The organism is Promicromonospora sp. Populi, assembly GCF_041081105.1.
GTDB lineage: Bacteria > Actinomycetota > Actinomycetes > Actinomycetales > Cellulomonadaceae > Promicromonospora.
Genome location: NZ_CP163528.1, coordinates 4248080 through 4269735, shown reverse-complemented (window position 1 = coordinate 4269735; position 21656 = coordinate 4248080). Strand labels below are relative to the sequence as shown.

Genomic DNA, 21656 nt, shown 5'->3' with positions numbered 1-21656 from the left:
CAGGTCTGACAGGTCGGCCGGGGTGGGGGTCAGCCCTGGTTGGGCAGGAGCTCCTGCAGCCAGTCCGGGATGTTGCCCGGCTGGGTCGGGTCCGTGCTGGAGCCCGAGCTGTCCTCCTGGGGAGGAACCGTCTGCTCCTGCGGCGTGGCCGGTTCCTCCGTGGCCGCCTCGTCCAGGACCGCCAGGGTCACGGTGATCTCCTGCGTGCTGCCGTCACGGACCACAGTGAGCACCGCCTCGTCACCTACCGCCTTCTCCCGCACGAACGCCGTGAGCGACTCGGGTCCGTTGACCGCATCGCCGTCGATGGCGACGATCACGTCGCCCTCCTGGATGCCCGCGTCTCCGGCCGGCGAGTCGGCGACGACGCTCGCGACGCCGGCGCCCCGGCGCGTCACGCCGTCCGCGGTAGCGGTGGCGTCCTCCAGCGAGACACCGAGGAACGCGTGCTCGGCGGTGCCGTCCTCGACGAGCTGAGCACTGATCTGCGTGGCCAGGTTGGACGGGATGGCGAAGCCCAGGCCGATCGAGCCCGAGGTGCTCGACGACAGCCCGCTCGACAGGGTGGCGATCGAGGACGTGATGCCGATGACCTCGCCCGACGCGTTGAACAGCGGCCCACCCGAGTTACCCGGGTTCACCGCGGCGTCGATCTGGATGGCGTTGGTGACCACCGCGCTGGAACCGTCCTCGGCGCTGGCCGTGACCGGGCGGTCCAGGGCGGACACGATGCCCGTCGTGGCGGTGTTCGCCAGGCCCAGCGGGTTGCCGAGGGCCAGCACCGGCTCGCCCACCACAACCTCGGACGAGTCGGCGAAGGTAGCGGCCTGCAGGTCCGACGGCGGGTCCGTCAGCTGCACGACGGCGAGGTCGCTGGTCGGGTCCGTGCCGACGATCTCGGCGTCGTACACACGACCGTCGCTCAGCGTGACCTGCACCGACGTCGCGTCGGCGACCACGTGGTTGTTGGTCAGCACGCGGCCGTCGGAGTCCAGCACGACGCCGGAACCCTCAGCACCGCCGGCCTGGCTCTCCACCTGGATCGCGACCACGGACTCCTGCACCGCGGAGGTGACAGCCGTCCAGTTCGGGTTCTCCACCGTCGAGTCGGCCACCGGGACGTTCTGGCTGGTCGACTGGCCGACGTCGGCGAGGGAAGCCGCCGTGTCCGAGTTGCTCGTGAGCGAGATCGCCCCGGCCGTACCCAGGCTGGCCAGCAGCGCGGCCGCGGCCGCGGCGCTGACCACGGGTACCCAGGTGCGGTTCTTCGTCTTCGATCCGTCGGTCGCCGTCGCCGTCGCGGTCGCCGGGGTGGCGTACGGGTTCACGTAGACCGGCGACGGGCTCGTGGTCGAGGCCGCGTTCTGCGCGGGCACCGGGTGCTGGGCCGGCGTCGTCTGGGGAGCCGGGGAGTGCTGCGGAGCCGGAACCGGGGCCGGCGGCTCCGCAGGCTTCGGAGCCTGCTCGGCCGCAGCGTCGTGTGCGGTCGTCGGTGCGGCAACCGGCAGCTGCTGTGTCGGCTGCACGGAAGGCGGCGCGACGGGCTGCACTACCGGCGGCACCTGCTGCGTCGGCGGCGCCGCGGGCGGCTGCTGGTCCGGCTGCGGAGTTGTGCTGTTCTGCTCGGTCATCATGACCCTCCTTGAAGTCGTAACCAGTTGACACCCCCTTCCTTGCGCAACCCTTGGACAAGTCTGTGAGTTACCTGCATATCCCGAGCCCCCGCTGAATGGTGGCTCAACGGGTCTGGGCGGCGGCCTCTACCACGCGGCGAGCCAGGGCCTGCGTCTCTTCGTAGCGGTCCGCGCGCGGCACCCGCACCTCGATCACCTGGATGCCGTGGCTTGGTGCCTGGAGCGCGTGCCGCAGGGTCGGCACGTCCTTCACGAGCTGGTGGTCCACGCCGTAGCCCGCGCACAGCTGCGCCAGGTTCGACCCGTGCGGGGTGCCGAAGACCCGCTCGAACGTAGCGCTCGCGACGTTGCCGGTCCCGGCAAGGGCGCCGTGCTCCAGGGTCGCGAAGATGGAGCCGCCGTCGTCGTTCACCACAACTATCTCCAGGTCTACCGGGGGCTCGTCGGGCCCGCGCAGCAGGCCGCCGACGTCGTGCAGGAACGTGAGGTCGCCCAGGAGCGCACGGGTGCGCAGGCCGCGGCGAGCGGCCGACAGCGCGACGCCGACCGCCGTGGACACGGTGCCGTCGATACCCGCGAGCCCCCGGTTGGCGAGGACCGCGGGGCCGGGGCCGTCGAGGCCGAGCGCGAGCTCGAGGTCTCGTACGGGGTTGGACGAGCCGACCACCAGCAGGTCGTCCGGACCGAGCACACCGGCCACTGCCCGCGCCACGGACAGCGCGGTGGGCCCGCCGATGACGGCGTCGTCGCTGGTCACGTCACGCAGGACCTGCGCCACCCGCGCGCCGGCGGCCTGCCAGCGGGCCAGGAACTCCCGCGGCTCCTGGGCCGGCTGCGGCTCCTGCGGTTCCTCCGCCGCGTCCTGCTCGAACCAGAACGGCGCCAGACCCGGTAGGACGACGGCGGCGTTGCGGGCCGCGTCAGGCCAGGGACCCGCACCTGGCGCCACCACGGTGACCGCGACGTCGGGGCGGCCGAGCAGCCGTTGCACCGGACGCGACAGCGTGGGCCGGCCAAGGACCACCACCTGCTCGATGTCCTCGGCGAGCTCGGTGGAACCGAGCAGCAGCCGGTAGGCCGCTATCGCGTTGGGCCCGCCAGTCGCGCCCGACGACGGCTCCGCGAACAGCGGCCAGCCCCGCGCCTCGGCGAGCTGCCGGGCCTCGGGGCCCGCCCCGTCCCCCGCGACGACGACGGTGCGTGCCGGGTCGCCGGGGAGCGCCGGCGAGGCGAAGTTCTGCTGCAGCACCGGCACGACGAGCGGCGGGTCCGGCCGCGGGTAGCCCTCCTGCTCGGTGTCCGCGGGCGGGCCGGGTAGCGGGGTCGACGGCGCCAGCGGGTCCCGGAACGCCAGGTTGAGGTGCACCGGACCGGGGTGCCCCGAGCGGAAACCCAGGGCGGCGCTGACGGCGCGGGCGGCGATGTTCCGCAGGTCCCGGAGGTCGGGCGCGGGCGGGGCGTCGGGCGCGGCGCCCGACGCGGGCGCCACGCTCGACCCCGCGACACCCGACGGCGCCGGCACGTCCGCCGCGAACCGCACCGCCGAGCCGAAGATCCCGACCTGGTCGGTGGTCTGCGACGCGCCGGTACCGCGCAGCTCGTGTGGCCGGTCGGCGGTGAGCAGGATCAGCGGCAGCCCGGTGTGGCTCGCCTCCAGCACGGCGGGGTGCAGGTTGGCGACGGCGGTCCCCGAAGTCGTGACGACGGCAACCGGCGAGCCCTCTGTGCCCTTCGACAGGCCCAGCGCGAGGAAACCCGCCGCCCGCTCGTCGATCCGGACGTGCAGCGTGAGGCGGCCGGCGTCGGCCGCCTCCGCGAGGGCGTACGCGAGGGGGGCGCTGCGCGAGCCGGGCGCGAGCACCGCGTCCTGCACACCCCGGGTGACCAGGTCAGCGACCAGTGCACGGGCGGCGGTCACGGCGGGCGGGATCGTCATACGTCCTCCAGGATCCGGGTCAGGCGGTGGTACCGGGCGAGCCAGCGCTTCGTCGTCGGGCCGTCGGGGAATGTGGCCGCGAGCGCCTCGGGCGAGGGCTCGGGGCGGCGGACGGGGAGCGCGCCGTCTGTGGGCAGCAGGGGCTCGGCGACGACGTCGTGCACCAGCAGCTGGGCGGTCGCTAGCCCGCAGGCGTAGGGCAGCTCGGGCAGGGCCGCGGCCAGCGCGATGCCGGCGGCGAGGCCGACCGAGCTCTCCAGGGCGGACGAGACGACGACGGGGAGGCCGACCTGTTCGGCGAGGTCGAGGCAGGCACGGACGCCGCCGAGGGGCTGGACCTTGAGGACCACTATGTCGGCGGCCTCCTCGCGGACCACGCGCATCGGGTCGGCGGCGCGGCGGATCGACTCGTCGGCGGCGACGGGCACGTCCTGCTTGCGGCGCACCAGGGCCAGCTCGTCAACTTCGGCGCAGGGCTGCTCGACGTACTCGAGCCCACCGGCCGCTCGGTCGATCTCGGCCAGGTGCGTCAGGGCCTCGTCGGGCGTCCAGGCGGCGTTGGCGTCGACCCGGATCGCGCCGTCGGGCCCCAGTGCCTCGCGGACGGCGGCAACCCGGTCCACCTCGGCACCCACGGGTTCGAGCGTCCCGTCGGGGCCGCGCTGGGCGACCTTGACCTTGGCGGTGCGGCACCCACCTGATGCGAGCACTATCTCGCGCGCCCGCTCCGGCCCGACGGCGGGGACGGTCACGTTGACCGGCACGCTCTGCCGGACCGGTTCGGGCCAGCCGAGGAACGCCGCCTCGTGCGCCGCGCGCAGCCAGGTCGAGGACTCCTCGTCGTCGTAGTCCCAGAAGGGCGACAGCTCGCCCCAGCCGGCGGGGCCGCGCAGGAGTACGCCGTCGCGCACGTCGATCCCGCGAAAGCGGGTCCGCAGAGGCGTGGACCAGACGACGGGTTCCCCGATCAGCAGCACGGTCCCAGGCTAACGACCCACGGGCCGCTTACTGGGTCGCGACTTCGGTCGGTTGCTCCGCCGGCCGCATGAGATCGGTCAGTTGCTCTGAGATCGGTCAGTTGATTGACCGATCTCAGAGCAACCGACCGAAGTCACGATGGCGCCGGGGCAACTGACCGAAGTCACGCCCGCCGAGGGGCGCCGTCTGGCGGCCCGCACCGCCTAGGCTTTCCCGCGTGAGCACGAGCACCGAACTGCCCCAGCAAGTCTCCGAGACGTTCGACCCGCAGCGCTGGCGCACCGTCGCCGGCTTCGAGGACCTGACGGACCTCACGTACCACCGCGGCGTAGACCGCAGCGGCCCCGAGCCGCGCGACCTGCCGGTGGTCCGCATCGCGTTCGACCGCCCGGAGGTCCGCAACGCCTTCCGCCCGCACACGGTCGACGAGCTGTACCGGGTCATGGACCACGCGCGCATGACGTCCGACGTCGGCACGGTGCTGCTGACCGGCAACGGCCCCTCCCCCAAGGACGGCGGCTGGGCGTTCTGCAGCGGCGGCGACCAGCGCATCCGCGGCCGCGACGGCTACCGCTACGCCGAGGGTGAGAACGCCGACTCGATCGACCCGGCCAAGGCAGGCCGCCTGCACATCCTGGAGGTGCAGCGCCTGATCCGGACCATGCCCAAGGTGGTCGTCGCGGTAGTCGACGGCTGGGCAGCCGGCGGGGGCACTCCCTGCACGTCGTCGCCGACCTCACTGTCGCGTGCCGCGAGCACGGCAGGTTCAAGCAGACCGACGCCGACGTCGGCTCGTTCGACGCCGGGTACGGCTCGGCCTACTTCGCCCGCCAGATCGGGCAGAAGCGTGCCCGCGAGGTCTTCTTCCTCGCCCGCGAGTACTCCGCCGACGACGCCGAGCGCTGGGGCTCCGTCAACGAGGTCGCCGCCCACGACGACCTGGAGGGGCTGGCGCTGGAGTACGCCCGCATCATCGCGACCAAGTCGCCGCAGGCCATCCGGATGCTGAAGTTCGCTTTCAACGCCGCCGACGACGGCATCGCCGGCCAGCAGGTGTTCGCCGGCGAGGCCACACGGCTGGCGTACATGACCGACGAGGCGGTCGAGGGCAAGGAGGCGTTCCTGGAACGTCGCGACCCGGACTGGTCGGCGTTCCCCTACTACTACTAGGGCCGGTACTCACCAGAAGCCCGTACTGCTGGCGCCGGTCAGTTCGTCGTCCAGCTCCCCGAACCGGCCGGGACCAGCTCGATCCAGGTGTTGCCCGGGTCGAGCTGCACCTCCTGGCCATGGCTCGTGACCACGATGGGCGACCGGTGGTCCTCCTTGGACCAGCGCACAGGGATGCTGTGCCCCATCGAGACAAGCGTCCCGGCGCCGCCGCTGCCTGCGAGCCGGTGCTCCGGCACGGGGGTGCCGGCCGGATCCACGAAGTTGGTGTTGAACACCTGGGTGGACAGCACGAGCACGTTCCGGGCGGAGTGCCGCGTGCCATCGGCGGCGACGGACGGCGCCGAACCCTCGCTGCGCAGGTATCGCTCGCTCTCCGGGTCCCAGGTCCAGACGCTGCGCTGCGCCGGGGACAGCAGCACGTCCACCTCCTGCGTGGGGCTGCCCGAACGCGGCGCCGTGCCCTGGCCGACCTCGCGCGCGTACTCGAACTGCGCGGGCGGCGGGCTCGTTCGCTGGCTGCCGGCCTGTTCGAGGAAGGTCGGCGGGCTCCCGATCACGTTGTGCGGCGCGAGCCGGCCGGGGTCGCGCGTGAAGCCGGGGTCGCCGTCGTCCATGATGATCGTCTGCGTGCCGTACCGCTGCACCGCGGCGATGAAGGCGTACTGCCCGCCCGAGAACGCCAGCACACCGCCGAGCGGCGCCACGATGGCGGGGTCCATCGGCCGCACCGAGCGCACCGGCTCCACGACGTCCGGGATGTTCGAGTGGTAGGTCGCCACGAACCGGCTGATGCCGCCCTCGACGACCTCCTCCCACACGATGTCGGCCTCCACCAGCCCACGCTGTGGCCGCGCGGCCGCGGAGTTCTCGATCTTCACCGACACCGCCGGGCGGTCCGCCACACTCCGCGTCTCCACCCCGGTGAGCGGCCAGACGACGGGCACGTCCGGCTCCGGCGGCGCGCTCCGGGCGCCCTGCACGGGAGCGTCGACCGTAGTGGTGGGTGTCGGCAAGGGCTCCTCGGGGCCGACGAGGCTGCAGCCGGCCAGCCCTAGCGCGAGCCCCAACGCGAGCACCAGCCTGGCCGCCCCGTCGGTGAGCGGTGCCGTCGTCGAGCGGGTCGTCATCTGTTCTCCTGAAACGAGCGTGCGCACCCGAGCCCTCCCGGGGCGATCAGCGTGGCGCACACCCTACCGACCGCGTGGTCGCCGATCCCCGAGGCACGCTTACCCTCATGAGATGGCCTCGATCAACCCCGTGACCGACGTCGTCCGCGCCGTCCGGGACGCCCTCGACGGGGGCTCCGCCTACGCGCCGCAGCCCCGCCTCTCCGACGGCGCGATACCGCCAGGCACGGCGCTCGTGCTGCGGACCTCCGGTTCCACGGGAAACCCCCGCGAGGTCGCGCTGAGCGCTGCCGCCCTGCGCGCCTCGGCCGAGGCCACGCACGACCGGCTCGGCGGCCCGGGACGCTGGCTGCTCGTGCTGCCCCCCACCCACGTCGCGGGCATCCAGGTCATCAACCGGTCGGTGATCGCGGGCACGGAGGTGCGCGTGGGCGCGCTGGACCGCTTCACCCCGGAGGAGTTCGCGGCACTTGCCGCCGACTTTCTCGCGCACGGCACGCGTGCGTACGTCTCCCTGGTCCCTACCCAGCTGCACCGCCTGGTCACCGCTGCCGACGACGGCGCCGCGGCCGGCCTGGACGCCCTCGCACGGTTCGACGCCGTGCTCGTCGGCGGTGCCGCGACACCCGCGCCCCTGCTGGCGCGGGCCCGGGCCGCGGGCGTCCGGGTCGTCACCACGTACGGGATGTCCGAGACGAGCGGCGGCTGCGTGTACGACGGCGTCCCGCTCGCGGGCGTCCGCGTCCGCCTGGCCGACGACGGCGGGGTCGGGACCGGGACCGGGACCGGGACCGTCAGCTTGAGCACCGGTACGGGCGTCGTCGAGCTGGCCGGTCCCGTGCTCGCCGAGGGTTACGTGGGCGACCCCGACGCCACGTCGGCCGCGTTCCGCACCGACCCCGACGGCACCCGCTGGTTCCGCACCTCCGACCTGGGCCGCCTGGACGACGGCCGGCTGACGATCCTCGGCCGGGCGGACGACGTGATCCTCACCGGCGGGGTCAACGTCGCCCCGCCCGCCGTCGAGGACGCGATAGCGGAATGTCTCGCGGAGCTCGGCACCCCGGGCGAGGCCTGCGTCGTCGGCGTGCCCGACGACGAGTGGGGCCAGGCCGTCGTCGCCGTCCTCGCAGTCCGGGACGGCGCGCCCGCGGGAAGGGACCTGGCCGACGGCGGTCCGGAGCTGCTCTCCGGGCTGCGCTCCGCCGTCGCGCAGCGGCTGGGGGCACCGTCCGCCCCGCGCCGGGTATATGTCACCGCGACCCTGCCGACGCGCGGTCCGGGCAAGGTCGACCGGCGCGCGGTCCGGGACGCCGTCGTGCGCGCCGAGGCAGCCCGGGAACCCGTGCGACCATGACTTCGTTCCTCCGCCAGGACCGCGCACAGGCCCGGACGCCGGGCACACCCCACGAACCCCACGAACGAAGGACGAGCTGATGGCGACTGCCGCCGAGTGGATCTCCGGGGCACGGCCCCGCACGCTGCCGGCGGCGGCGGCACCGGTCATGGTGGGCACGGGCGCTGCCGCCCAGGTCGACTCCGCCGCCTGGCTGCCGGCGCTCCTGGCGCTGGGTGTAGCGCTCGCCCTGCAGATCGGCGTCAACTTCGCCAACGACTACTCGGACGGTGTGCGCGGCACGGACCTCGACCGGGTCGGCCCGATGCGGCTCACCGCGTCCGGCGCCGCGGCCCCCGGCGCGGTGAAGCGCGGCGCGTTCGTCGCGTTCGGCGTCGCCATGCTGCTCGGCCTGGCGCTCAGCGCGGTGTCGGGGCACTGGTGGCTGCTCGCGGTCGGCGCGGTGTGCGTGGCCGCCGCCTGGTACTACACGGGCGGCAAGCAGCCGTACGGCTACCGGGGGCTGGGCGAGGTGGCCGTGTTCGTGTTCTTCGGCCTGGTCGCGGTGCTCGGTACCACCTACACGCAGGCCGACCGGATCACGTGGCCCGCGGTGCTCGGCGCCGTCGGCGTGGGGCTCATCGCGTGCGCGCTGCTCATGGTGAACAACCTGCGGGACATCCCTACCGACGTCCTGGCGGGCAAGCGCACGCTCGCGGTGCGGCTCGGTGACTACCGGGCACGCCGGGCGTACATCGCCATGATCTGGGTCCCGGTGCTGCTCGGCGCGGTGTGCGCGTTCTGGGCGCCGTGGACGCTCGTGGTGCTGCTGCTGCTCGGGCCGGCCACGCTGCTGACCATCCCCGTGCTCGCCGGGGCGCGCGGGAAGCTGCTGATCCCGGTGCTGGCCGGGACGGGGCTGTACGAGCTGGGCTACGGCCTGCTGCTCTGGTTCGGCCTCTCGCTCTGACCGAACGGGACTAACGGTCGGTGCTGAGCTTCTCGTCGACCTGCGCGTCCTCGTGGGCGGCGTCGGCGTCGACCTTCGGGGCCGCGGCGCGCGCTGCGGCGCGGCGCTCGACCCGGCCCGCCATCCACGCGGTCGCGGCGTCCCGCGGCTTGCGCAGCGTCAGGTAGGACACGGCCAGCGCGACCACTACCGCGACGAGCGGCAGCAACCAGCCCCGCAGGCCGACCAGGTAGAGCAGGCCGAGAGCCGCGCCGAAGAGCGCGACGCGGAGCAGGGTGTAGATCACGAGGGGCACCTACCCATGGTAGGCCGGGCGTGGACCCACCCGGGACCTCACCCGGACGGCGACGCCCGAGTGAGCGACGCCCCCGGGACGCGCGACCAGCGGGCGAAGGTCACCCCCCTTGGTGACCTACCCACGCCCACCCACCGTAGGCTGGTGTAATGCGGCAGGTATTCCTGATCTTGGTCATCGTCGGACTCATGGTGTATGCCCTCGTCGACGTCTGGGGCTCCGAGGAGGACGAACGCGGCGGGCTGCCCCGGTGGCTCTGGGTGCTCCTGATCGTGCTCCTGCCCCTGCTCGGGGCGATCTCCTGGATCGTGGTGCGCATCAGCGGTCGCCGGTCCGGCCCGCGCCCGTCGTCCGGGCCAGGTACCGGCGGCAGCCGCCCGGCGCCGCCCTCCCGGCCCGGTCCGCGCCGCCCCGCCGGCCCCGTCGCTCCCGACGACGACCCCGAGTTCCTCTGGGCGCTGGAGCAGGAGAAGCGCAAGCGCGAACGCGAGGCCCGCGGCCGCCAGGACGCAAAGGACGACGACGCCGAAAACGGCTGACCGCGGAGCACAAGAGGTCGCCGCCCACGGCCGGGTTACAGGCCCGAGTACGAGTGCAGGCCGTTGAAGATCAGGTTCACGCCAGTGAAGTTGAACAGCACGCACGCGTAACCGGCCACGACGAACCACGCCGCGCGCGTCCCGGACCAGCCGCGCGTGGTGCGCGCGTGCAGGTAGGCCGCGTAGACCACCCACACGATGAAGCTCCAGACCTCCTTGGGGTCCCAGCCCCAGTAGCGACCCCAGGCGTCCTCGGCCCAGATGGCGCCGCCGATGAGCGTGAAGGTCCACAGCACGAACGCGACCGAGTTCAGCCGGAACGAGAGCGACTCCAGGGCGGCCGGCGCGGGAGTGTGGTCGAGCCAGCCCCAGCGCCCGCTGCCCAGCACGGCGGAGCCGTTGTCCCGGCGGTCCCGCAGGAGCTGCAGCACCGACGTCACGAACGCGACCGTGAAGATGCCGGTGGCGCAGATGGCGACACCCACGTGGATCACCAGCCAGTACCGCTGCAGCGCGGGCTGCACGCCCATCGCCGCGACGAAGAACTGCTCCTGCGCCAGCACGAGGAACAGCACGCCGATGCCGGACACGAACGCGCCGAGGAACCGCACGTCGCGCCGGGTGTTCACGCCGACGAACACCGAGACGGCAACGAACGTGCCGACCAGCGCGAACTCGTACATGTTGGCCCACGGGGTGCGCCCGGCCGCGATGCCGCGCAGCACGATCGCGACGAGCAGCAGCACGGCGGCCAGCCAGGTCACGGACATGCCCACCCCGGCAAGCTTGCGGCTCACCGGCCCGGCGACCGGGCCCGGCCCGGCGTCGCCCGGCACCGCATCGTGGGGCATCACGTCGTCCGGACCGTACGGCGAGACCGGCGCGTCGACCGGAGCCCCGACGCCGGCAGCCACCTTCTCCCGGTCCTTTGCCGCGTCCCGGGCCGCGTCCCGGGCGTCGATCTTCGCGCCCGACAGGCGCGCCAGGTCGACCGCGAACGCGATGAGTGCGACGGCGAGCGCCGTCGCGGCGCCCCAGACGAGCAGCACACTCAGGTTTGCCAGCTCCATGTTCAGTCCTTTTCCGATCGGATCTGGGTCTCGACAGGCTCGTCCACCGGGTCTTGTTCGACCAGGGGCTCAGGTACCGCCGCAAGCGCACGGTCGACCTCGGCCTGCAGGCCGACGTCGTCCCCGCGGGCGAGCCCCGCGACCTCGACCACCGTAGCCCCATCCTGTGCGACGTACGCCCGCGCCCAGACGCGCCGCCTGGGCGTGAAGAGCGAGACGATGAGCCCGCCGAGCGCGAGCAGCGCGAACACGAGCACAAAGGTGAGCGACGGGTCGTGCCGCAGGTCGAGCGCCACGTAGCGCGGCAGGTCCTCGCCGAGAGTCAGGGTGCCGAGCCCGTCCGGGAGCTCGACGGTCTCGCCGGGCCGCGCGAGCACCTTGATGCGCGCGCCGGACTCGTCGACGGCGGGGGTGAGCGACGCGGTGTCGAGCTCGTACACGTTCTGCGGGGAGCCGTCGTCGAGCCCCAGGTCGCCCGTGTACACCTCGAGCACGAGCAGCGGGTCGACCGGCTGCGGGAACGCCGAGCGGGCGGACCCGTCGGCGTTGACCTCCGCGGTCGGCAGGAAGTAGCCGACGAGCCCGATCTGGTCGAGCCCCGGGGACACGTCCGGCACCTTCACCACGCCGCGGGACGTGTACATCGTGTCCTCGGGGATGAACGTCACGCGTCCGGCGAAGGCGATCTCGCCCTCGGCGTCGTGCACGGTGATCTCGGGGGCGAAGCCGTTGCCCTGCAGGTAGATCTTGGCGCCGTCCACGACTACCGGGTGGTTCACCTTGATCTGCTCGGGCCGCTGCTCGCCGGACGGCTCCGTCACGGTCACGTGCGCCGTGAAGTCGCGCGCCTGCGCGAATGCGACGGTGTCGCTCGCGAACTCCGACTCGAAGTTATCGAGCGTCATCGAGAACGGCACCAGCGACTCGGGCCGGAACCACGACCCCTTCTCGAAGGTGTCGTAGTCCACCACCGCGTTCGCGAACCCGCGCCCCTCGGTGACGATCGCCTGGCCGCGGTAGTGCAGCAGCTGGCCCGTCGCGACGGACACGAGCAGGCCCACCAGCGCCAGGTGGAACACCAGGTTGCCGGTCTCGCGCAGGTAGCCCCGCTCACCGCTCACGGTGGCCGACGCCGGTCGCGACCCGCGCGCGGCCTCCTCGCCCCGGTCCACCCGGAACAGGGGCAGCCAGGAGATCTTGCCGCGCAGGCGGGCGGCGATCGCGTCGGCCGCCTCCTCGGGCGAGGCGCTGGTGGTCGCGGTGGCCTTGGCCGGGAACCGGTTGAACCTGGACGGGACGCGCGGCGGGCGGCCGCGCAGGGCCCGGTAGTGCGCCATCGACCGCGGCAGGATGCAGCCCACGAGCGAGATGAACAGCAGGATGTAGATCGCGGAGAACCAGACCGAGGAGTAGACGTCGAAGAACCCGGCCCGGTCGAGCCAGTCCCCCGCCGTCGGGTGGTCGGCGAGGTACTCGATCACACCTGCCGCGTCCTGGTTGCGCTGCGGCAGGACCGACCCGGGGACCGCCGCGACGGCGAGCAGCATCAGCAGCATCAGCGCCACGCGCATCGAGGTGAGCTGCCGCCACATCCAGCGCAGCGTGCCCACCAGCCCCAGCGCGGGCGGGGTGGGCCGGTCCGGCTTCTGCTGCTTGTCCTCGGACGACGGCGGCTCGCCCGACGACGGCGGCTCGCCCGCCGGCGCCCCCTGCGTGAACTCGTCAGCGATCCCCTCGGGGACGTAGGTCCCCTGCCCGCTCGTACGCCTGGCCATCAGATCACCGTCTCAAATCCGCCGATCCAGAGCTGCATGGCCCCGGTGATCCGGGTCCACAGGCCCGTGACCAGCAGCAGCCCGACCAGCACCAGCAGCCCGCCGCCGATCCGCAGCGCCGCGAGGCGGTGCCGGCGCAGGAAGTCCATCATGCGCTCCGAGCTCCCCAGCCCGAGGGCCACGAGCAGGAACGGCACGCCCAGGCCCACGCAGTACGCGACGCTGAGCAGGGCACCCCGGCCCGCCGACGCCTCATCGATCGCGAGCGCCTGCACGGCGCCGAGGGTGGGGCCGATGCACGGCGTCCAGCCCAGCCCGAACACAACGCCGAGCAGCGGCGCGCCCCACAGGCCGGCGCGCGGCGTCAGGTGGAACCGCGCCTCGCGCTGCAGGAACGGGACCGCGCCGAGGAACCCGAGGCCGAGCAGGATCACCACGGCGCCGAGCACGCGGGTGATGACGTCCTCCCAGCGCACCAGGTAGGCCCCCAGGCCGCCGAACGCCGCTCCGAACGAGACGAACACGACGGTGAAGCCGAGCACGAACAGCGCCACGCCGCCGACAACGCGGGAGCGGGCGGGCTTGACGCGCGTGGTCACGGCCCCGCCGGTCCCGCCGGCCTCGGCGGTCGCGTTCATCGAGGCGGCGGCCATGCCGCTCACGTACCCGAGGTACCCGGGCACGAGGGGCAGCACGCAGGGAGAGGCGAACGACACGAGGCCCGCCAGCACCGCCACGGGTACGGCCAGCAGCAGGGAACCGCTGAACGCGGTGACCGCGAGCCCGTCGCCGACTGCGGTCGCGATGGCACCGGAAGGACTGCCGGGAAGCATCAGGCGGCCTCCGCCAGGACCTCGTCGATGAGGGCTTCCAGGGTGGACCGTTCCGCCTGCCCGATGACGCGGGCGGCCACGTAGCCCTCCGGGTCCAGCAGCACGGTGGACGGGACGGCCTGCAGCGGCACAACGCCGGACAGGCCGGCGATCACCGCGCCGCTGCGGTCCTCGATGCTCGGGTAGGGCACGTCGAAGGTGCGCTGGAACGCCTGCGCGGCGCCGGCGTCGTCCTCGGTGTTGATGCCGAGGAACTGCACGCCGTCCATCGAGCCGGCCAGCTCCACGAGGTCGGGCGCCTCGGCCCGGCACGGCGCGCACGAGGCGTACCAGGTGTTCACCACGACGACGTCGCCGGCCCAGTCGGCCGTGTCTACGCTGTTGCCCTCGAAGTCGGTACCCGTGACGGTGACGGGGCCCTCGCGCTCTCCGACGTCGTACGTCTGCACCGACCCGTCGCCGGAGACATATCCCTGCCCGACGACGTCCGCGGCACCGGATTCCTCCGGGGCGCACGCCGCGAGCGAGACCACCAGACCGAGCACGATGCCGACGACCACTACCCACTGGACGACCTTGAAGGTCTTGCCGCGCATCACGCGCCGGCGACCTTGCTCGCGCCGTCGTAGAGCTCCGCGGCGGGCTCCGTGTAGTGCAGGCCGACGAACCGGTCGTCCTCGAAGTGCAGGGAGGTCAGGGACGCCAGGTTGCACTGGCGGCTGCGCGGGTCGTGCCAGAGCGTGCCGCCCTCGAACGCCCGGCGGGTGAGCCAGATCGGCAGCTGGTGGCTGACCAGCACGATCTCGTGGCCCTCGGCGGCCTTGCGCGCGTCCTCGACGGCGCTGCGCATGCGCTCGACCTGCTCCGTGTACGGCTCGCCCCAAGACGGGCGGAACGGGTTCCACATGTACGGCCAGTTCCGCGGGCTCTTGAGCGCGCCCCCGCCTCCGCCGACCTGCAGCCCCTCGAACCGGTTGGCCGCCTCGATGATGCGGTCGTCCGTCGCGAGCTCCAGGCCGAAGCCCTGCGCGACGGGTGCGGCGGTCTCCTGCGCGCGCTGCATCGGGGAGGCGACCACTCGGGTCACGTCCCGGCCGGTGCTGGTGAGGTGGTCGGCGACGATCTTCGCCATCGCCTGGCCGCGGTCGGAGAGCCGGTATCCGGGCAGCCGCCCGTACAGGACGCCCTCGGGGTTGTACACCTCGCCGTGACGAAGCAGGTGAACCGTCGTGGAAACCATGACGCCCAGTCTCCCATTCGACCCTGGATGCCTGTGACCGCCCAGGTGTGGATTACGTCATCTCCCGCCGGCAGCTGCGCCCGGCGCCGGCGCGAAGGGTCAGTCGCAGAGGGCCGTGAGGCCCTCCTCCGTGCCGCCCGACTCCTTCGACGACGCCGCGACCTTGGCCATGATGCGGCCGAGCAGCTCGAACTCTTCGGGCTCCAGCGCCTCGACCATGATCCGGCGCACCGCGGTCACGTGCCCGGGCGCGGCGGCCTCGAGGGCGGCGTAACCGGCGTCGGTCATGGTGCAGTTCACCCCGCGCCGGTCGCCCTGCGCCGCGCACCGCCGGACCAGCCCACGGGCCTCCATCCGCGAGACCGTGTGGGTGAGCCGGCTGCGGGACAGCACGAGGCCGTCCGCGAGCGTCGACATGCGCATGGTGCGTTCCGGCGCCTCGGAGAGCTGGACCAGCAGGCTGTACTCGCCGAGCGAGAGGTCGAGGGTCCGGTCGTGGACGGCGCCGAGCGCCTCCACGAACCGGGCGGTGCCCTCGAGATAGTGCCGCCAGGAGCCCTGCTGCTCCTCGGTCAGCCAGATGTCGCGTTCCTCGACCGTCTGTGCTGCCATGTCGTTCACCGCCTTCGTACTCGCCGAGCCGTCAGGAAGATGATCTGCGCCGGCTCGAACACGCTCTGGGAATACGTTACGGGACCAGCTATGTTGGATCTCATCGTGACTAGTTGATCCCTCAACTATCTACCCAAATCGCCGCATCAACAAGGAGTCCTTCTCATGGCCACCCCGCTTCCCGCAGGCCTCACCCCCGGCACGTACGAGCTCGACCTCTCCCACACCACCGCCGCCTTCACCGCCCGCCACGCGGGCATCGCGAAGGTGCGCGGCACCATCGCGGTCACCTCGGGCAGCATCACCGTCGGCGAGGACCTGGAGTCGTCGAGCGTCACCGCCGAGCTCGACGCGCGGTCGGTCAACACGGGCGACGCCGGCCGGGACGGCCACCTGAAGAGCGCCGACTTCTGGCACGCCGAGGAGAAGCCGACCTGGACCTTCGCGTCCACCGGCATCCGGGCAGACGGCGACGACTACGTCATCTCGGGTGACCTCACCGTCAACGGGATCACCAAGGGTGTCGAGCTGAAGACCGAGTTCACCGGCACCGCCCGGGACCCGTTCGGCAACGACCGCATCGGCTTCGAGGCCGCGCTCGAGATCAACCGCAAGGAGTTCGACCTGACCTGGAACGCCACGCTGGAGACCGGCGGCTTCCTGGTCAGCGAGAAGGTCAAGATCTCGCTGGACGTCAGCGCGATCGCCAAGGGCTGACCTCTCTCGTAGGGCTGACTCGCGTTCAACAGGCTCAGGACGGCCGTAATCCACGGGATTACGGCCGTCCTGAGCCTGTTGAACCTTTTCAGTATCGCTGGCAGTGCTGGCGGTCGCGACGACGAGCCCGGCGCGCCGGGTCAGCGAGGCGTCAGAGCGCCGCGGCGCGGGTTGCCGCGTGGAATGCCAGGATCTGCAGCTCACCGCCGACGTCGACCGACCGCACCACTACGTCGTCCGGCACCTGGAGCGAGATCGGCGCGAAGTTGAGGATCTCGCGGACACCCGCGCCGACCACGGCGTCGGCCACGTCCTGGGCTACGTGCCCGGGCAGCGCGAGCACCACCATCGACACGCGCTCGCGCTGGATGACGTCGGCCACGCCGCGGACGTGCTCAACAGTCACGCCGGCCACGCGAGTACCCACGACGTCGGACGACGCATCGAGCAGCGCCACGACCTGGAAGCCGCGCGTGGTGTACCCGGAGTAGTTCGCCAGGGCGTGCCCGAGGTTGCCGATGCCGACGATCGCGAGCCGGTGCTCGGTCTCGAGGCCCAGGGCGACGGTGATGTACGAGGCGAGCGACTCGACGTCGTACCCGACGCCGCGCGTGCCGAACGAACCCAGGTACGACAGATCCTTGCGCAGCTGCGCCGAGCTCACGCCCGAGCGTTCCGCGAGCTCCGTCGAGGAGGTGAGCCCCACCCCCTCGGCCGCGAGGTCACGCAGGGCGCGCAAGTAGTACGGCAGCCTCCCTACGGTTGCCGCGGGAACTGTCCCGTCACTGAGTTCGACCACGTGCTGCTCCCCTCCCCGCGACCACCGTGTCGCGGGCGTACGCACACACTGCCGGGATGATCATGCCAGGAGGCGGGCCAGGCGCGCACCGTCCACGCGCCAGAAACCTTGCTGGACCCCGTCCACCTCGACCACGGGGACGTACTCCCCGTACTTCTCCCGCAGCGCGGGCGCGCTGTCGATGTCTATCTCCCGCCACGCGGCCCCCGCACCCTCGCACACCTGCACGACGACGGCACGTGCGTCCTCGCACAGGTGACACGACTCGCGGGTGTACAGGACTACACGGGCCTCGGCGGGAGTTGTCACGCCCCGAGGCTACGTCACGTGCGCGGCGCCGACCGGTCCGTGTCGGGCAGCCGCCCATCCAGCCAGCGCACGCCCCAGGCCAGGGCGAGGAAGAGGACCGAGATGATCGCGGCGCTGGTCAGCGCGCCGGAGTAGCCGAGGGTGTTGACGTCGAGGAACGGGTACGGGTACCAGCCCGTGGCCGCCCCGCGGACGAAGGTGTAGACGAGCCAGGCGATCGGATAGGCGACCGACCACCACACAGTCGAGGCGGTCACGCGGGGCCGCGGCCCGGCCCACACCCAGACGATGACGGCGAACAGCGGCGACAGGACGTGCAGCATCGTGTTCGACACCATCCCGGCCCCGGTCAGTTCTACGAGCCCGCGCAGCACCGTGTTGTAGACGACCCCGGTGACCGCTATGCACAGCAGGGCATCCAGGCGCAGCACGCGGAAGACCGGCCCGTCCCGGCGCGGGTCCAGTGCCAGCGCCAGCGAGACCCCGCCGATCAGCAGGTTCGACTCGATGGTGAAGTAGCTGAAGAGCCGCACTATGCGTTCGGCGTGCGTCGGGGCGATCCCGGGGCCGCCGGTGATCGCGACGAAGAGCTCGATCGCAAAGCCGCCGAGGGCTAGCACGGCGACCAGCAGATGGAGGAATCGCGCGAGGGCGGCCCGGTCCGGTGCCTCGGTCCTGTGCGTCACTCCCCGGTTCTACCAGCCGATCCGCGGGGGTGCGCGATGAGGACTTGCGCGGTGTGGCACGCGGATAGAGTGACCCCCATGCCGTCGACGCACCCCTCGTCCGCCACCGCGGCGTTCTTCGACGTCGACAACACGATCATCCGCGGGGCGAGCGCATTTCACCTGGCTAAGTCCGCGTACCAGCGCAAGTTCTTCGGTACACGAGACATCCTGAGGTTTGCCCTGGTCCAGGCCCGGTACCTGATGTGGGGCGAGAACCGGGAACAGATCGACCAGGTGCGCAATCGCGCCCTGTCGCTCATCGCCGGTCGCAGCGTCGCGGAGATCGCCACCCTCGGCGAGGAGGTGTGGGACGCCGTCCTTTCGCTGCGGATCTACCCCGGCACGCGCCGCCTGCTCGACGAGCACCTCGCAGCGGGCCACCAGGTGTGGCTAGTCACCGCCACCCCGGTGGAGATCGCCCAGCTCATCGCCCGGCGGCTGGGCGCGACGGGCGGGCTCGGCACCGTCGCCGAGCACAAGGACGGGTTCTACACCGGCCGGCTCACGGGTGACCTCATGCACGGCCAGGCCAAGGCGGACGCCATCGTCGGGCTCGCGGAAGTCCAGGAGATCGACCTGGAGGAGAGCTACGCGTACGGGGACTCGCTGAACGACCTGCCGATGATGCGGTCCGTGGGCCACCCCTGCCCGATCAACCCCGACCTGCGGCTGCGCCGGCACGCCCAGGAGGTGGGCTGGCCCATCCGCGAGTTCCGCGGACGGTCGCAGCGCGTGGCCGGGCGCGGGGTGCGGACCGCCTCGTGGGCGGGCGCCGCGTGGGTATTCGGTCTGGTCCTGCGGGCGGCACGCCGCCGGCTGCGCGGGCAGCGCTAGCCGCCGACTGCCTGTCAGGACTCGCTCACGCCCGACTGTCTGTCAGCCGGGGACCCAGATAAAACAGGCCCGGTCCTTAAGGACCGGGCCTGCACGTCACGCGCCCGACGGCGCGCGCGTCACTTCTTGTTGCGGCGCTGGTGGCGCGTCTTGCGAAGCAGCTTGCGGTGCTTCTTCTTGGCCATACGCTTGCGGCGCTTCTTGATGACGGAGCCCATAGGTCCTCGCAATGTTCGATCGGTCGGCGGCAGCCCAACGACGGGCCGCTCGGCGAAATGGTCCACGGTTGGTCCGGGACAGTGACGCCAGAAAAGACGATGGCCGACCAACACGAAAGGGAATCCGCTCCCTAGGTTACCCGCTCAATCGCGCGCCCCGTAATCGGCGGGCTGTGAGGTGCGCCGAACCCGGCCTGACGGACCGTCACGGCCGCGCGGCGAACCGCTCCAGCAGCTCGGCGTGGCCCGAGCACACGAGCAGGTCGTTCGCGGAGACCCGGGTCTCCGGCGTCGCGTACACGAAGTCCACGCCCGGCGACTTCACGCCGATCACCGTGATCCCGTACCGCTTGCGGATGTTCGACTGCGCCAGCGTGAAGCCCTGCGCCTCCCTCGGCGGGCGCATCTTCACGATGGTGAAGCCGTCCTCGACCTCGATGTAGTCGAGCAGCTTGCCGCTCACGAGGTGGGCCACCCGCGAACCGGCGTCGGTCTCCGGGAAGACCACGTGGTGGGCGCCGATACGGGTCAGGATGCGGCCGTGCTCCGCGGAGATCGCCTTGGCCCAGATCTGCGGCGTGCCGAGGTCCACCAGGTTGCCCGTGATCAGCACGGACGCTTCCAGAGACGAGCCGACACCCACCACCGCTACCGCATAGTCCTTCGCACCGAGCTGCTCCAGCGCCTCCGGGTTGGACGCGTCGGCCTCCACCAGCGGCAGGCGCCCGGACCACTGGGCCACCAGCGTGGGGTTCTGCTCGACGGCGAGCACGTCCTGGCCCAGGCGGTCCAGAGTCGCGCCGATCGCCGACCCGAACCGGCCGAGGCCGATCACCAGCACACCCGCATCCCGGTCGGGCTTCTTCTCCGGCACGATGTTCCTCTCTCGCCACGTGTGGCTCGTTCGCTGCTACCCGATGCCTTCTTTCGGGTGAGACCTGCGTTCCGTTCCGGGCGAGTGCCTCGTTCCTCGGCCCTCACCCTGCACTGCACTCCGGCCTCACCCGATGATCGGTCGTTCCTCGGGGAAGCGTACGATGCGCCGCCGGTCGCGCAGCGCCAGCACCGCCACGACGGTCACCGCCCCGGTGCGCCCCACGAACATCAGGACCGCCAGCACGTACTTCCCGGCGTCCGGCAGGCCGGGAGTGATCCCCGTCGACAGCCCGACGGTCGCGAACGCCGACAGGACCTCGAACAGCACCTGGGACAGGGGGAGGTCGGTCACCTGCAGCAGCGCCACGCACGAGACCAGCACGATGCTCGCCCCCGTGAACACGACGGCGATCGACAGCCGCAGCACGTCCCGCGGGATGCGGCGGCCGAACGCCTCGATGTCCCGGTCACCGCGCGCCTCGGCGACGATCGCGAGCAGCATGACGGCGAGCGTGGTCACCTTGATACCGCCGGCGGTCGACGCCGAACCGCCACCCACGAACATCAGAGCGTCCTGGATGAGCCAGCTCGACTCGGTCATGGCCCCGACGTCGACGGTGCTGAACCCTCCGGAGCGCGGCATGATGCCGGCGAACACGGCCGCCAGCAGCTTCTCCCCGAAGCTCAGTGGCCCGAACGTGGCGGGGTTGGTCCACTCCAGCACCAGGATCAGCAGCGCACCGACGACGAACAGGATGCCGCTGGTCACGAGTGTGAGCTTGCTGTGCAGGGAGAGCCGCTTGGTCCAGCTGCGCCAGCGTCGACCAGGCCGGGACAGGGCGCGCTGGACATTGAGGATGACGGGGAACCCGAGCGCACCGATGAACACACCGAGGGCGATGGGCAGCACGAGCGTCCAGTCACCGACGTGCGGCATCAGGCCCTCGGTGGTGGGCACGAACCCGGCGTTGTTGAACGCCGAGATCCCGTAGAACAGCGAGTGCCAGGCAGCGGTGCCCACGTTGCCCTCGATCACCAGGAACCGGGGGAAGAGCAGCAGGGCGATCGACAGCTCGAGCGTGGTGGCGGTGACGATGATGACCCGGATCAGCGAACCGATGTCGCCCAGGCGGCTCGTCTTGGTCTCCGACGCGGTGAGCAGCTTCTGCGTCAGCCCGATCTTGCGCGACACCATCATGCCGAGCAGCGAGGCGACGGTCATGATGCCGAAGCCGCCCACCTTGATGCCGGCGAGAATGACTATCTGCCCGTACAGCGACCAGTAGGTCGCCGTGTCCTGCACGACGAGCCCCGTGACACACACGGCGGAGACCGCGGTGAACACAGCATCGACAAAGCTCGCGCCCTGGCCGTCGGCGGTCGCGAACGGCACCAGCAGGAGCAGGGCGAACACAGCGACTACGCCCGCGAAGACCGTGACGGCCAGGCGTGCCGGGGCACGGAAGGCCAGCTCGTCCACCAGCTCTCGCACCCCGTACAACCGGTGCCGCAGGCTCGGCGCCATCTGACCCGTTCCTCCCCCACATCTCGACGATCGACGCCCTACTGTGCCACGTCGCGCGCCCCGCGCTGAGCAGAAACCCGGGGTGGCCGACGGCGACGATCCTCTGATGGCTGTTGCGTATAAGCAACGCTG

Annotated in this window: 22 protein-coding genes and 1 pseudogene; 6 read left to right on the top strand and 17 right to left on the bottom strand. The window is 71.9% G+C overall.

The annotated features are described in order from the left end of the window. Nucleotides 1–29: 29 nt before the first annotated feature. From AB1046_RS19345 to AB1046_RS19335, 3 genes are all read right to left on the bottom strand, one after another. Entirely contained in the window at nucleotides 30–1631 is a 1602-nt protein-coding gene (locus AB1046_RS19345) for a S1C family serine protease (RefSeq protein ID WP_369370920.1), read from the bottom strand. A 106-nt stretch (nucleotides 1632–1737) separates the two neighbouring features. Then, complete coding sequence (gene menD, locus AB1046_RS19340; protein WP_369370918.1) at nucleotides 1738–3570, bottom strand: 2-succinyl-5-enolpyruvyl-6-hydroxy-3-cyclohexene-1-carboxylic-acid synthase; 1833 nt, start codon at nucleotides 3568–3570, stop codon at nucleotides 1738–1740. Beyond that, the gene (locus AB1046_RS19335; RefSeq protein WP_369370917.1) at nucleotides 3567–4547 is read right to left on the bottom strand and encodes an o-succinylbenzoate synthase; all 981 of its coding nucleotides are present in this window, start codon (nucleotides 4545–4547) and stop codon (nucleotides 3567–3569) included. Before AB1046_RS19335 ends, menD begins: the two co-directional genes overlap by 4 nt. A gap of 218 nt (nucleotides 4548–4765) precedes the next feature. Between AB1046_RS19335 and AB1046_RS19330 the strand changes: the two are divergent. Beyond that, nucleotides 4766–5718, top strand: a pseudogene (locus AB1046_RS19330) (1,4-dihydroxy-2-naphthoyl-CoA synthase). Between the two features lie 38 nt (nucleotides 5719–5756). Here AB1046_RS19330 and AB1046_RS19325 read toward each other — a convergent pair. Next, a complete protein-coding gene (locus AB1046_RS19325) occupies nucleotides 5757–6848 on the bottom strand; it encodes a DUF3048 domain-containing protein (protein WP_369370916.1) in 1092 nt (363 codons plus the stop codon). 112 nt (nucleotides 6849–6960) lie between these two features. Between AB1046_RS19325 and AB1046_RS19320 the strand changes: the two genes are divergently transcribed. Next, nucleotides 6961–8205 (top strand): AMP-binding protein, encoded by a 1245-nt coding sequence (locus AB1046_RS19320; RefSeq protein ID WP_369370915.1) that lies wholly within the window; start codon nucleotides 6961–6963, stop codon nucleotides 8203–8205. Between the two features lie 79 nt (nucleotides 8206–8284). After that, complete coding sequence (locus tag AB1046_RS19315) at nucleotides 8285–9154, top strand: 1,4-dihydroxy-2-naphthoate polyprenyltransferase (protein ID WP_369370914.1); 870 nt, start codon at nucleotides 8285–8287, stop codon at nucleotides 9152–9154. Nucleotides 9155–9164: 10 nt separating this feature from the next. On the opposite strand, the gene AB1046_RS19310 is transcribed toward AB1046_RS19315, so the two are convergent. Further along, nucleotides 9165–9449 carry a DUF4229 domain-containing protein gene (locus tag AB1046_RS19310; protein ID WP_369370913.1) on the bottom strand — a complete coding sequence of 95 codons (285 nt, stop codon included), beginning with the start codon at nucleotides 9447–9449 and terminating at the stop codon, nucleotides 9165–9167. Nucleotides 9450–9598: 149 nt separating this feature from the next. Between AB1046_RS19310 and AB1046_RS19305 the strand changes: the two genes are divergently transcribed. Continuing rightward, nucleotides 9599–9988 (top strand): PLDc N-terminal domain-containing protein, encoded by a 390-nt coding sequence (locus tag AB1046_RS19305; protein ID WP_369370912.1) that lies wholly within the window; start codon nucleotides 9599–9601, stop codon nucleotides 9986–9988. Nucleotides 9989–10023: 35 nt separating this feature from the next. On the opposite strand, the gene ccsB is transcribed toward AB1046_RS19305, so the two are convergent. The 6 genes from ccsB to AB1046_RS19275 form a co-directional block, all read right to left on the bottom strand. Next, on the bottom strand, nucleotides 10024–11058 hold the full coding sequence (ccsB, locus tag AB1046_RS19300) for a c-type cytochrome biogenesis protein CcsB (RefSeq protein WP_369370911.1): 1035 nt from the start codon (nucleotides 11056–11058) through the stop codon (nucleotides 10024–10026). A gap of 2 nt (nucleotides 11059–11060) precedes the next feature. Next, entirely contained in the window at nucleotides 11061–12833 is a 1773-nt protein-coding gene (locus AB1046_RS19295) for a cytochrome c biogenesis protein ResB (RefSeq protein WP_369370910.1), read from the bottom strand. Continuing rightward, nucleotides 12833–13666: a cytochrome c biogenesis CcdA family protein gene (locus tag AB1046_RS19290; RefSeq protein ID WP_369370909.1), complete on the bottom strand. Its 834-nt coding sequence runs from the start codon at nucleotides 13664–13666 to the stop codon at nucleotides 12833–12835. Before AB1046_RS19290 ends, AB1046_RS19295 begins: the two co-directional genes overlap by 1 nt. Next, nucleotides 13666–14262: a TlpA family protein disulfide reductase gene (locus AB1046_RS19285; protein WP_369370908.1), complete on the bottom strand. Its 597-nt coding sequence runs from the start codon at nucleotides 14260–14262 to the stop codon at nucleotides 13666–13668. Before AB1046_RS19285 ends, AB1046_RS19290 begins: the two co-directional genes overlap by 1 nt. Further along, the gene (locus AB1046_RS19280; protein WP_369370907.1) at nucleotides 14262–14906 is read right to left on the bottom strand and encodes a histidine phosphatase family protein; all 645 of its coding nucleotides are present in this window, start codon (nucleotides 14904–14906) and stop codon (nucleotides 14262–14264) included. The genes AB1046_RS19285 and AB1046_RS19280 overlap by 1 nt, the downstream gene beginning before the upstream one ends. Before the next feature lie 99 nt (nucleotides 14907–15005). Then, the gene (locus tag AB1046_RS19275; RefSeq protein ID WP_369370906.1) at nucleotides 15006–15518 is read right to left on the bottom strand and encodes a MarR family winged helix-turn-helix transcriptional regulator; all 513 of its coding nucleotides are present in this window, start codon (nucleotides 15516–15518) and stop codon (nucleotides 15006–15008) included. Between the two features lie 165 nt (nucleotides 15519–15683). Here AB1046_RS19275 and AB1046_RS19270 point away from each other — a divergent pair, with 165 nt between their 5' ends. Then, nucleotides 15684–16235, top strand: coding sequence for a YceI family protein (locus tag AB1046_RS19270; protein WP_369370905.1), 552 nt, complete (start codon nucleotides 15684–15686; stop codon nucleotides 16233–16235). 151 nt (nucleotides 16236–16386) lie between these two features. Here AB1046_RS19270 and AB1046_RS19265 read toward each other — a convergent pair whose 3' ends face one another. The 3 genes from AB1046_RS19265 to AB1046_RS19255 are packed head-to-tail and all read right to left on the bottom strand — an operon-like array spanning nucleotide 16387 to nucleotide 18029. Then, nucleotides 16387–17034 carry a redox-sensing transcriptional repressor Rex gene (locus AB1046_RS19265; RefSeq protein ID WP_369370904.1) on the bottom strand — a complete coding sequence of 216 codons (648 nt, stop codon included), beginning with the start codon at nucleotides 17032–17034 and terminating at the stop codon, nucleotides 16387–16389. Between the two features lie 60 nt (nucleotides 17035–17094). Then, nucleotides 17095–17343, bottom strand: a complete 249-nt coding sequence (locus tag AB1046_RS19260) for a glutaredoxin family protein (RefSeq protein ID WP_369370903.1) — start codon at nucleotides 17341–17343, stop codon at nucleotides 17095–17097. Between the two features lie 14 nt (nucleotides 17344–17357). Continuing rightward, the gene (locus AB1046_RS19255) at nucleotides 17358–18029 is read right to left on the bottom strand and encodes a Pr6Pr family membrane protein (RefSeq protein WP_369370902.1); all 672 of its coding nucleotides are present in this window, start codon (nucleotides 18027–18029) and stop codon (nucleotides 17358–17360) included. Nucleotides 18030–18107: 78 nt separating this feature from the next. On the opposite strand from AB1046_RS19255, the gene AB1046_RS19250 reads away from it, so the two are divergent. Next, on the top strand, nucleotides 18108–18905 hold the full coding sequence (locus tag AB1046_RS19250) for an HAD family hydrolase (RefSeq protein WP_369370901.1): 798 nt from the start codon (nucleotides 18108–18110) through the stop codon (nucleotides 18903–18905). Nucleotides 18906–19024: 119 nt separating this feature from the next. Here AB1046_RS19250 and AB1046_RS19245 read toward each other — a convergent pair whose 3' ends face one another. From AB1046_RS19245 to AB1046_RS19235, 3 genes are all read right to left on the bottom strand, one after another. Then, a complete protein-coding gene (locus tag AB1046_RS19245; RefSeq protein WP_003792170.1) occupies nucleotides 19025–19123 on the bottom strand; it encodes an AURKAIP1/COX24 domain-containing protein in 99 nt (32 codons plus the stop codon). A gap of 205 nt (nucleotides 19124–19328) precedes the next feature. After that, nucleotides 19329–19997 (bottom strand): TrkA family potassium uptake protein, encoded by a 669-nt coding sequence (locus tag AB1046_RS19240; RefSeq protein ID WP_369370900.1) that lies wholly within the window; start codon nucleotides 19995–19997, stop codon nucleotides 19329–19331. Between the two features lie 126 nt (nucleotides 19998–20123). Further along, on the bottom strand, nucleotides 20124–21524 hold the full coding sequence (locus tag AB1046_RS19235) for a TrkH family potassium uptake protein (protein ID WP_369370899.1): 1401 nt from the start codon (nucleotides 21522–21524) through the stop codon (nucleotides 20124–20126). Between the last annotated feature and the right edge of the window lie 132 nt (nucleotides 21525–21656).

Coding starts and splice junctions, on each gene's coding strand:
- AB1046_RS19345 (WP_369370920.1), bottom strand. CDS start 1,631: ATGACCGAGCAGAACAGCACAACTCCGCAGCCGGACCAGCAGCCGCCC.
- menD (WP_369370918.1), bottom strand. CDS start 3,570: ATGACGATCCCGCCCGCCGTGACCGCCGCCCGTGCACTGGTCGCTGAC.
- AB1046_RS19325 (WP_369370916.1), bottom strand. CDS start 6,848: ATGACGACCCGCTCGACGACGGCACCGCTCACCGACGGGGCGGCCAGG.
- AB1046_RS19320 (WP_369370915.1), top strand. CDS start 6,961: ATGGCCTCGATCAACCCCGTGACCGACGTCGTCCGCGCCGTCCGGGAC.
- AB1046_RS19315 (WP_369370914.1), top strand. CDS start 8,285: ATGGCGACTGCCGCCGAGTGGATCTCCGGGGCACGGCCCCGCACGCTG.
- AB1046_RS19305 (WP_369370912.1), top strand. CDS start 9,599: ATGCGGCAGGTATTCCTGATCTTGGTCATCGTCGGACTCATGGTGTAT.
- ccsB (WP_369370911.1), bottom strand. CDS start 11,058: ATGGAGCTGGCAAACCTGAGTGTGCTGCTCGTCTGGGGCGCCGCGACG.
- AB1046_RS19295 (WP_369370910.1), bottom strand. CDS start 12,833: ATGGCCAGGCGTACGAGCGGGCAGGGGACCTACGTCCCCGAGGGGATC.
- AB1046_RS19290 (WP_369370909.1), bottom strand. CDS start 13,666: ATGCTTCCCGGCAGTCCTTCCGGTGCCATCGCGACCGCAGTCGGCGAC.
- AB1046_RS19285 (WP_369370908.1), bottom strand. CDS start 14,262: ATGCGCGGCAAGACCTTCAAGGTCGTCCAGTGGGTAGTGGTCGTCGGC.
- AB1046_RS19280 (WP_369370907.1), bottom strand. CDS start 14,906: ATGGTTTCCACGACGGTTCACCTGCTTCGTCACGGCGAGGTGTACAAC.
- AB1046_RS19275 (WP_369370906.1), bottom strand. CDS start 15,518: ATGGCAGCACAGACGGTCGAGGAACGCGACATCTGGCTGACCGAGGAG.
- AB1046_RS19270 (WP_369370905.1), top strand. CDS start 15,684: ATGGCCACCCCGCTTCCCGCAGGCCTCACCCCCGGCACGTACGAGCTC.
- AB1046_RS19250 (WP_369370901.1), top strand. CDS start 18,108: ATGCCGTCGACGCACCCCTCGTCCGCCACCGCGGCGTTCTTCGACGTC.
- AB1046_RS19245 (WP_003792170.1), bottom strand. CDS start 19,123: ATGGGCTCCGTCATCAAGAAGCGCCGCAAGCGTATGGCCAAGAAGAAG.
- AB1046_RS19235 (WP_369370899.1), bottom strand. CDS start 21,524: ATGGCGCCGAGCCTGCGGCACCGGTTGTACGGGGTGCGAGAGCTGGTG.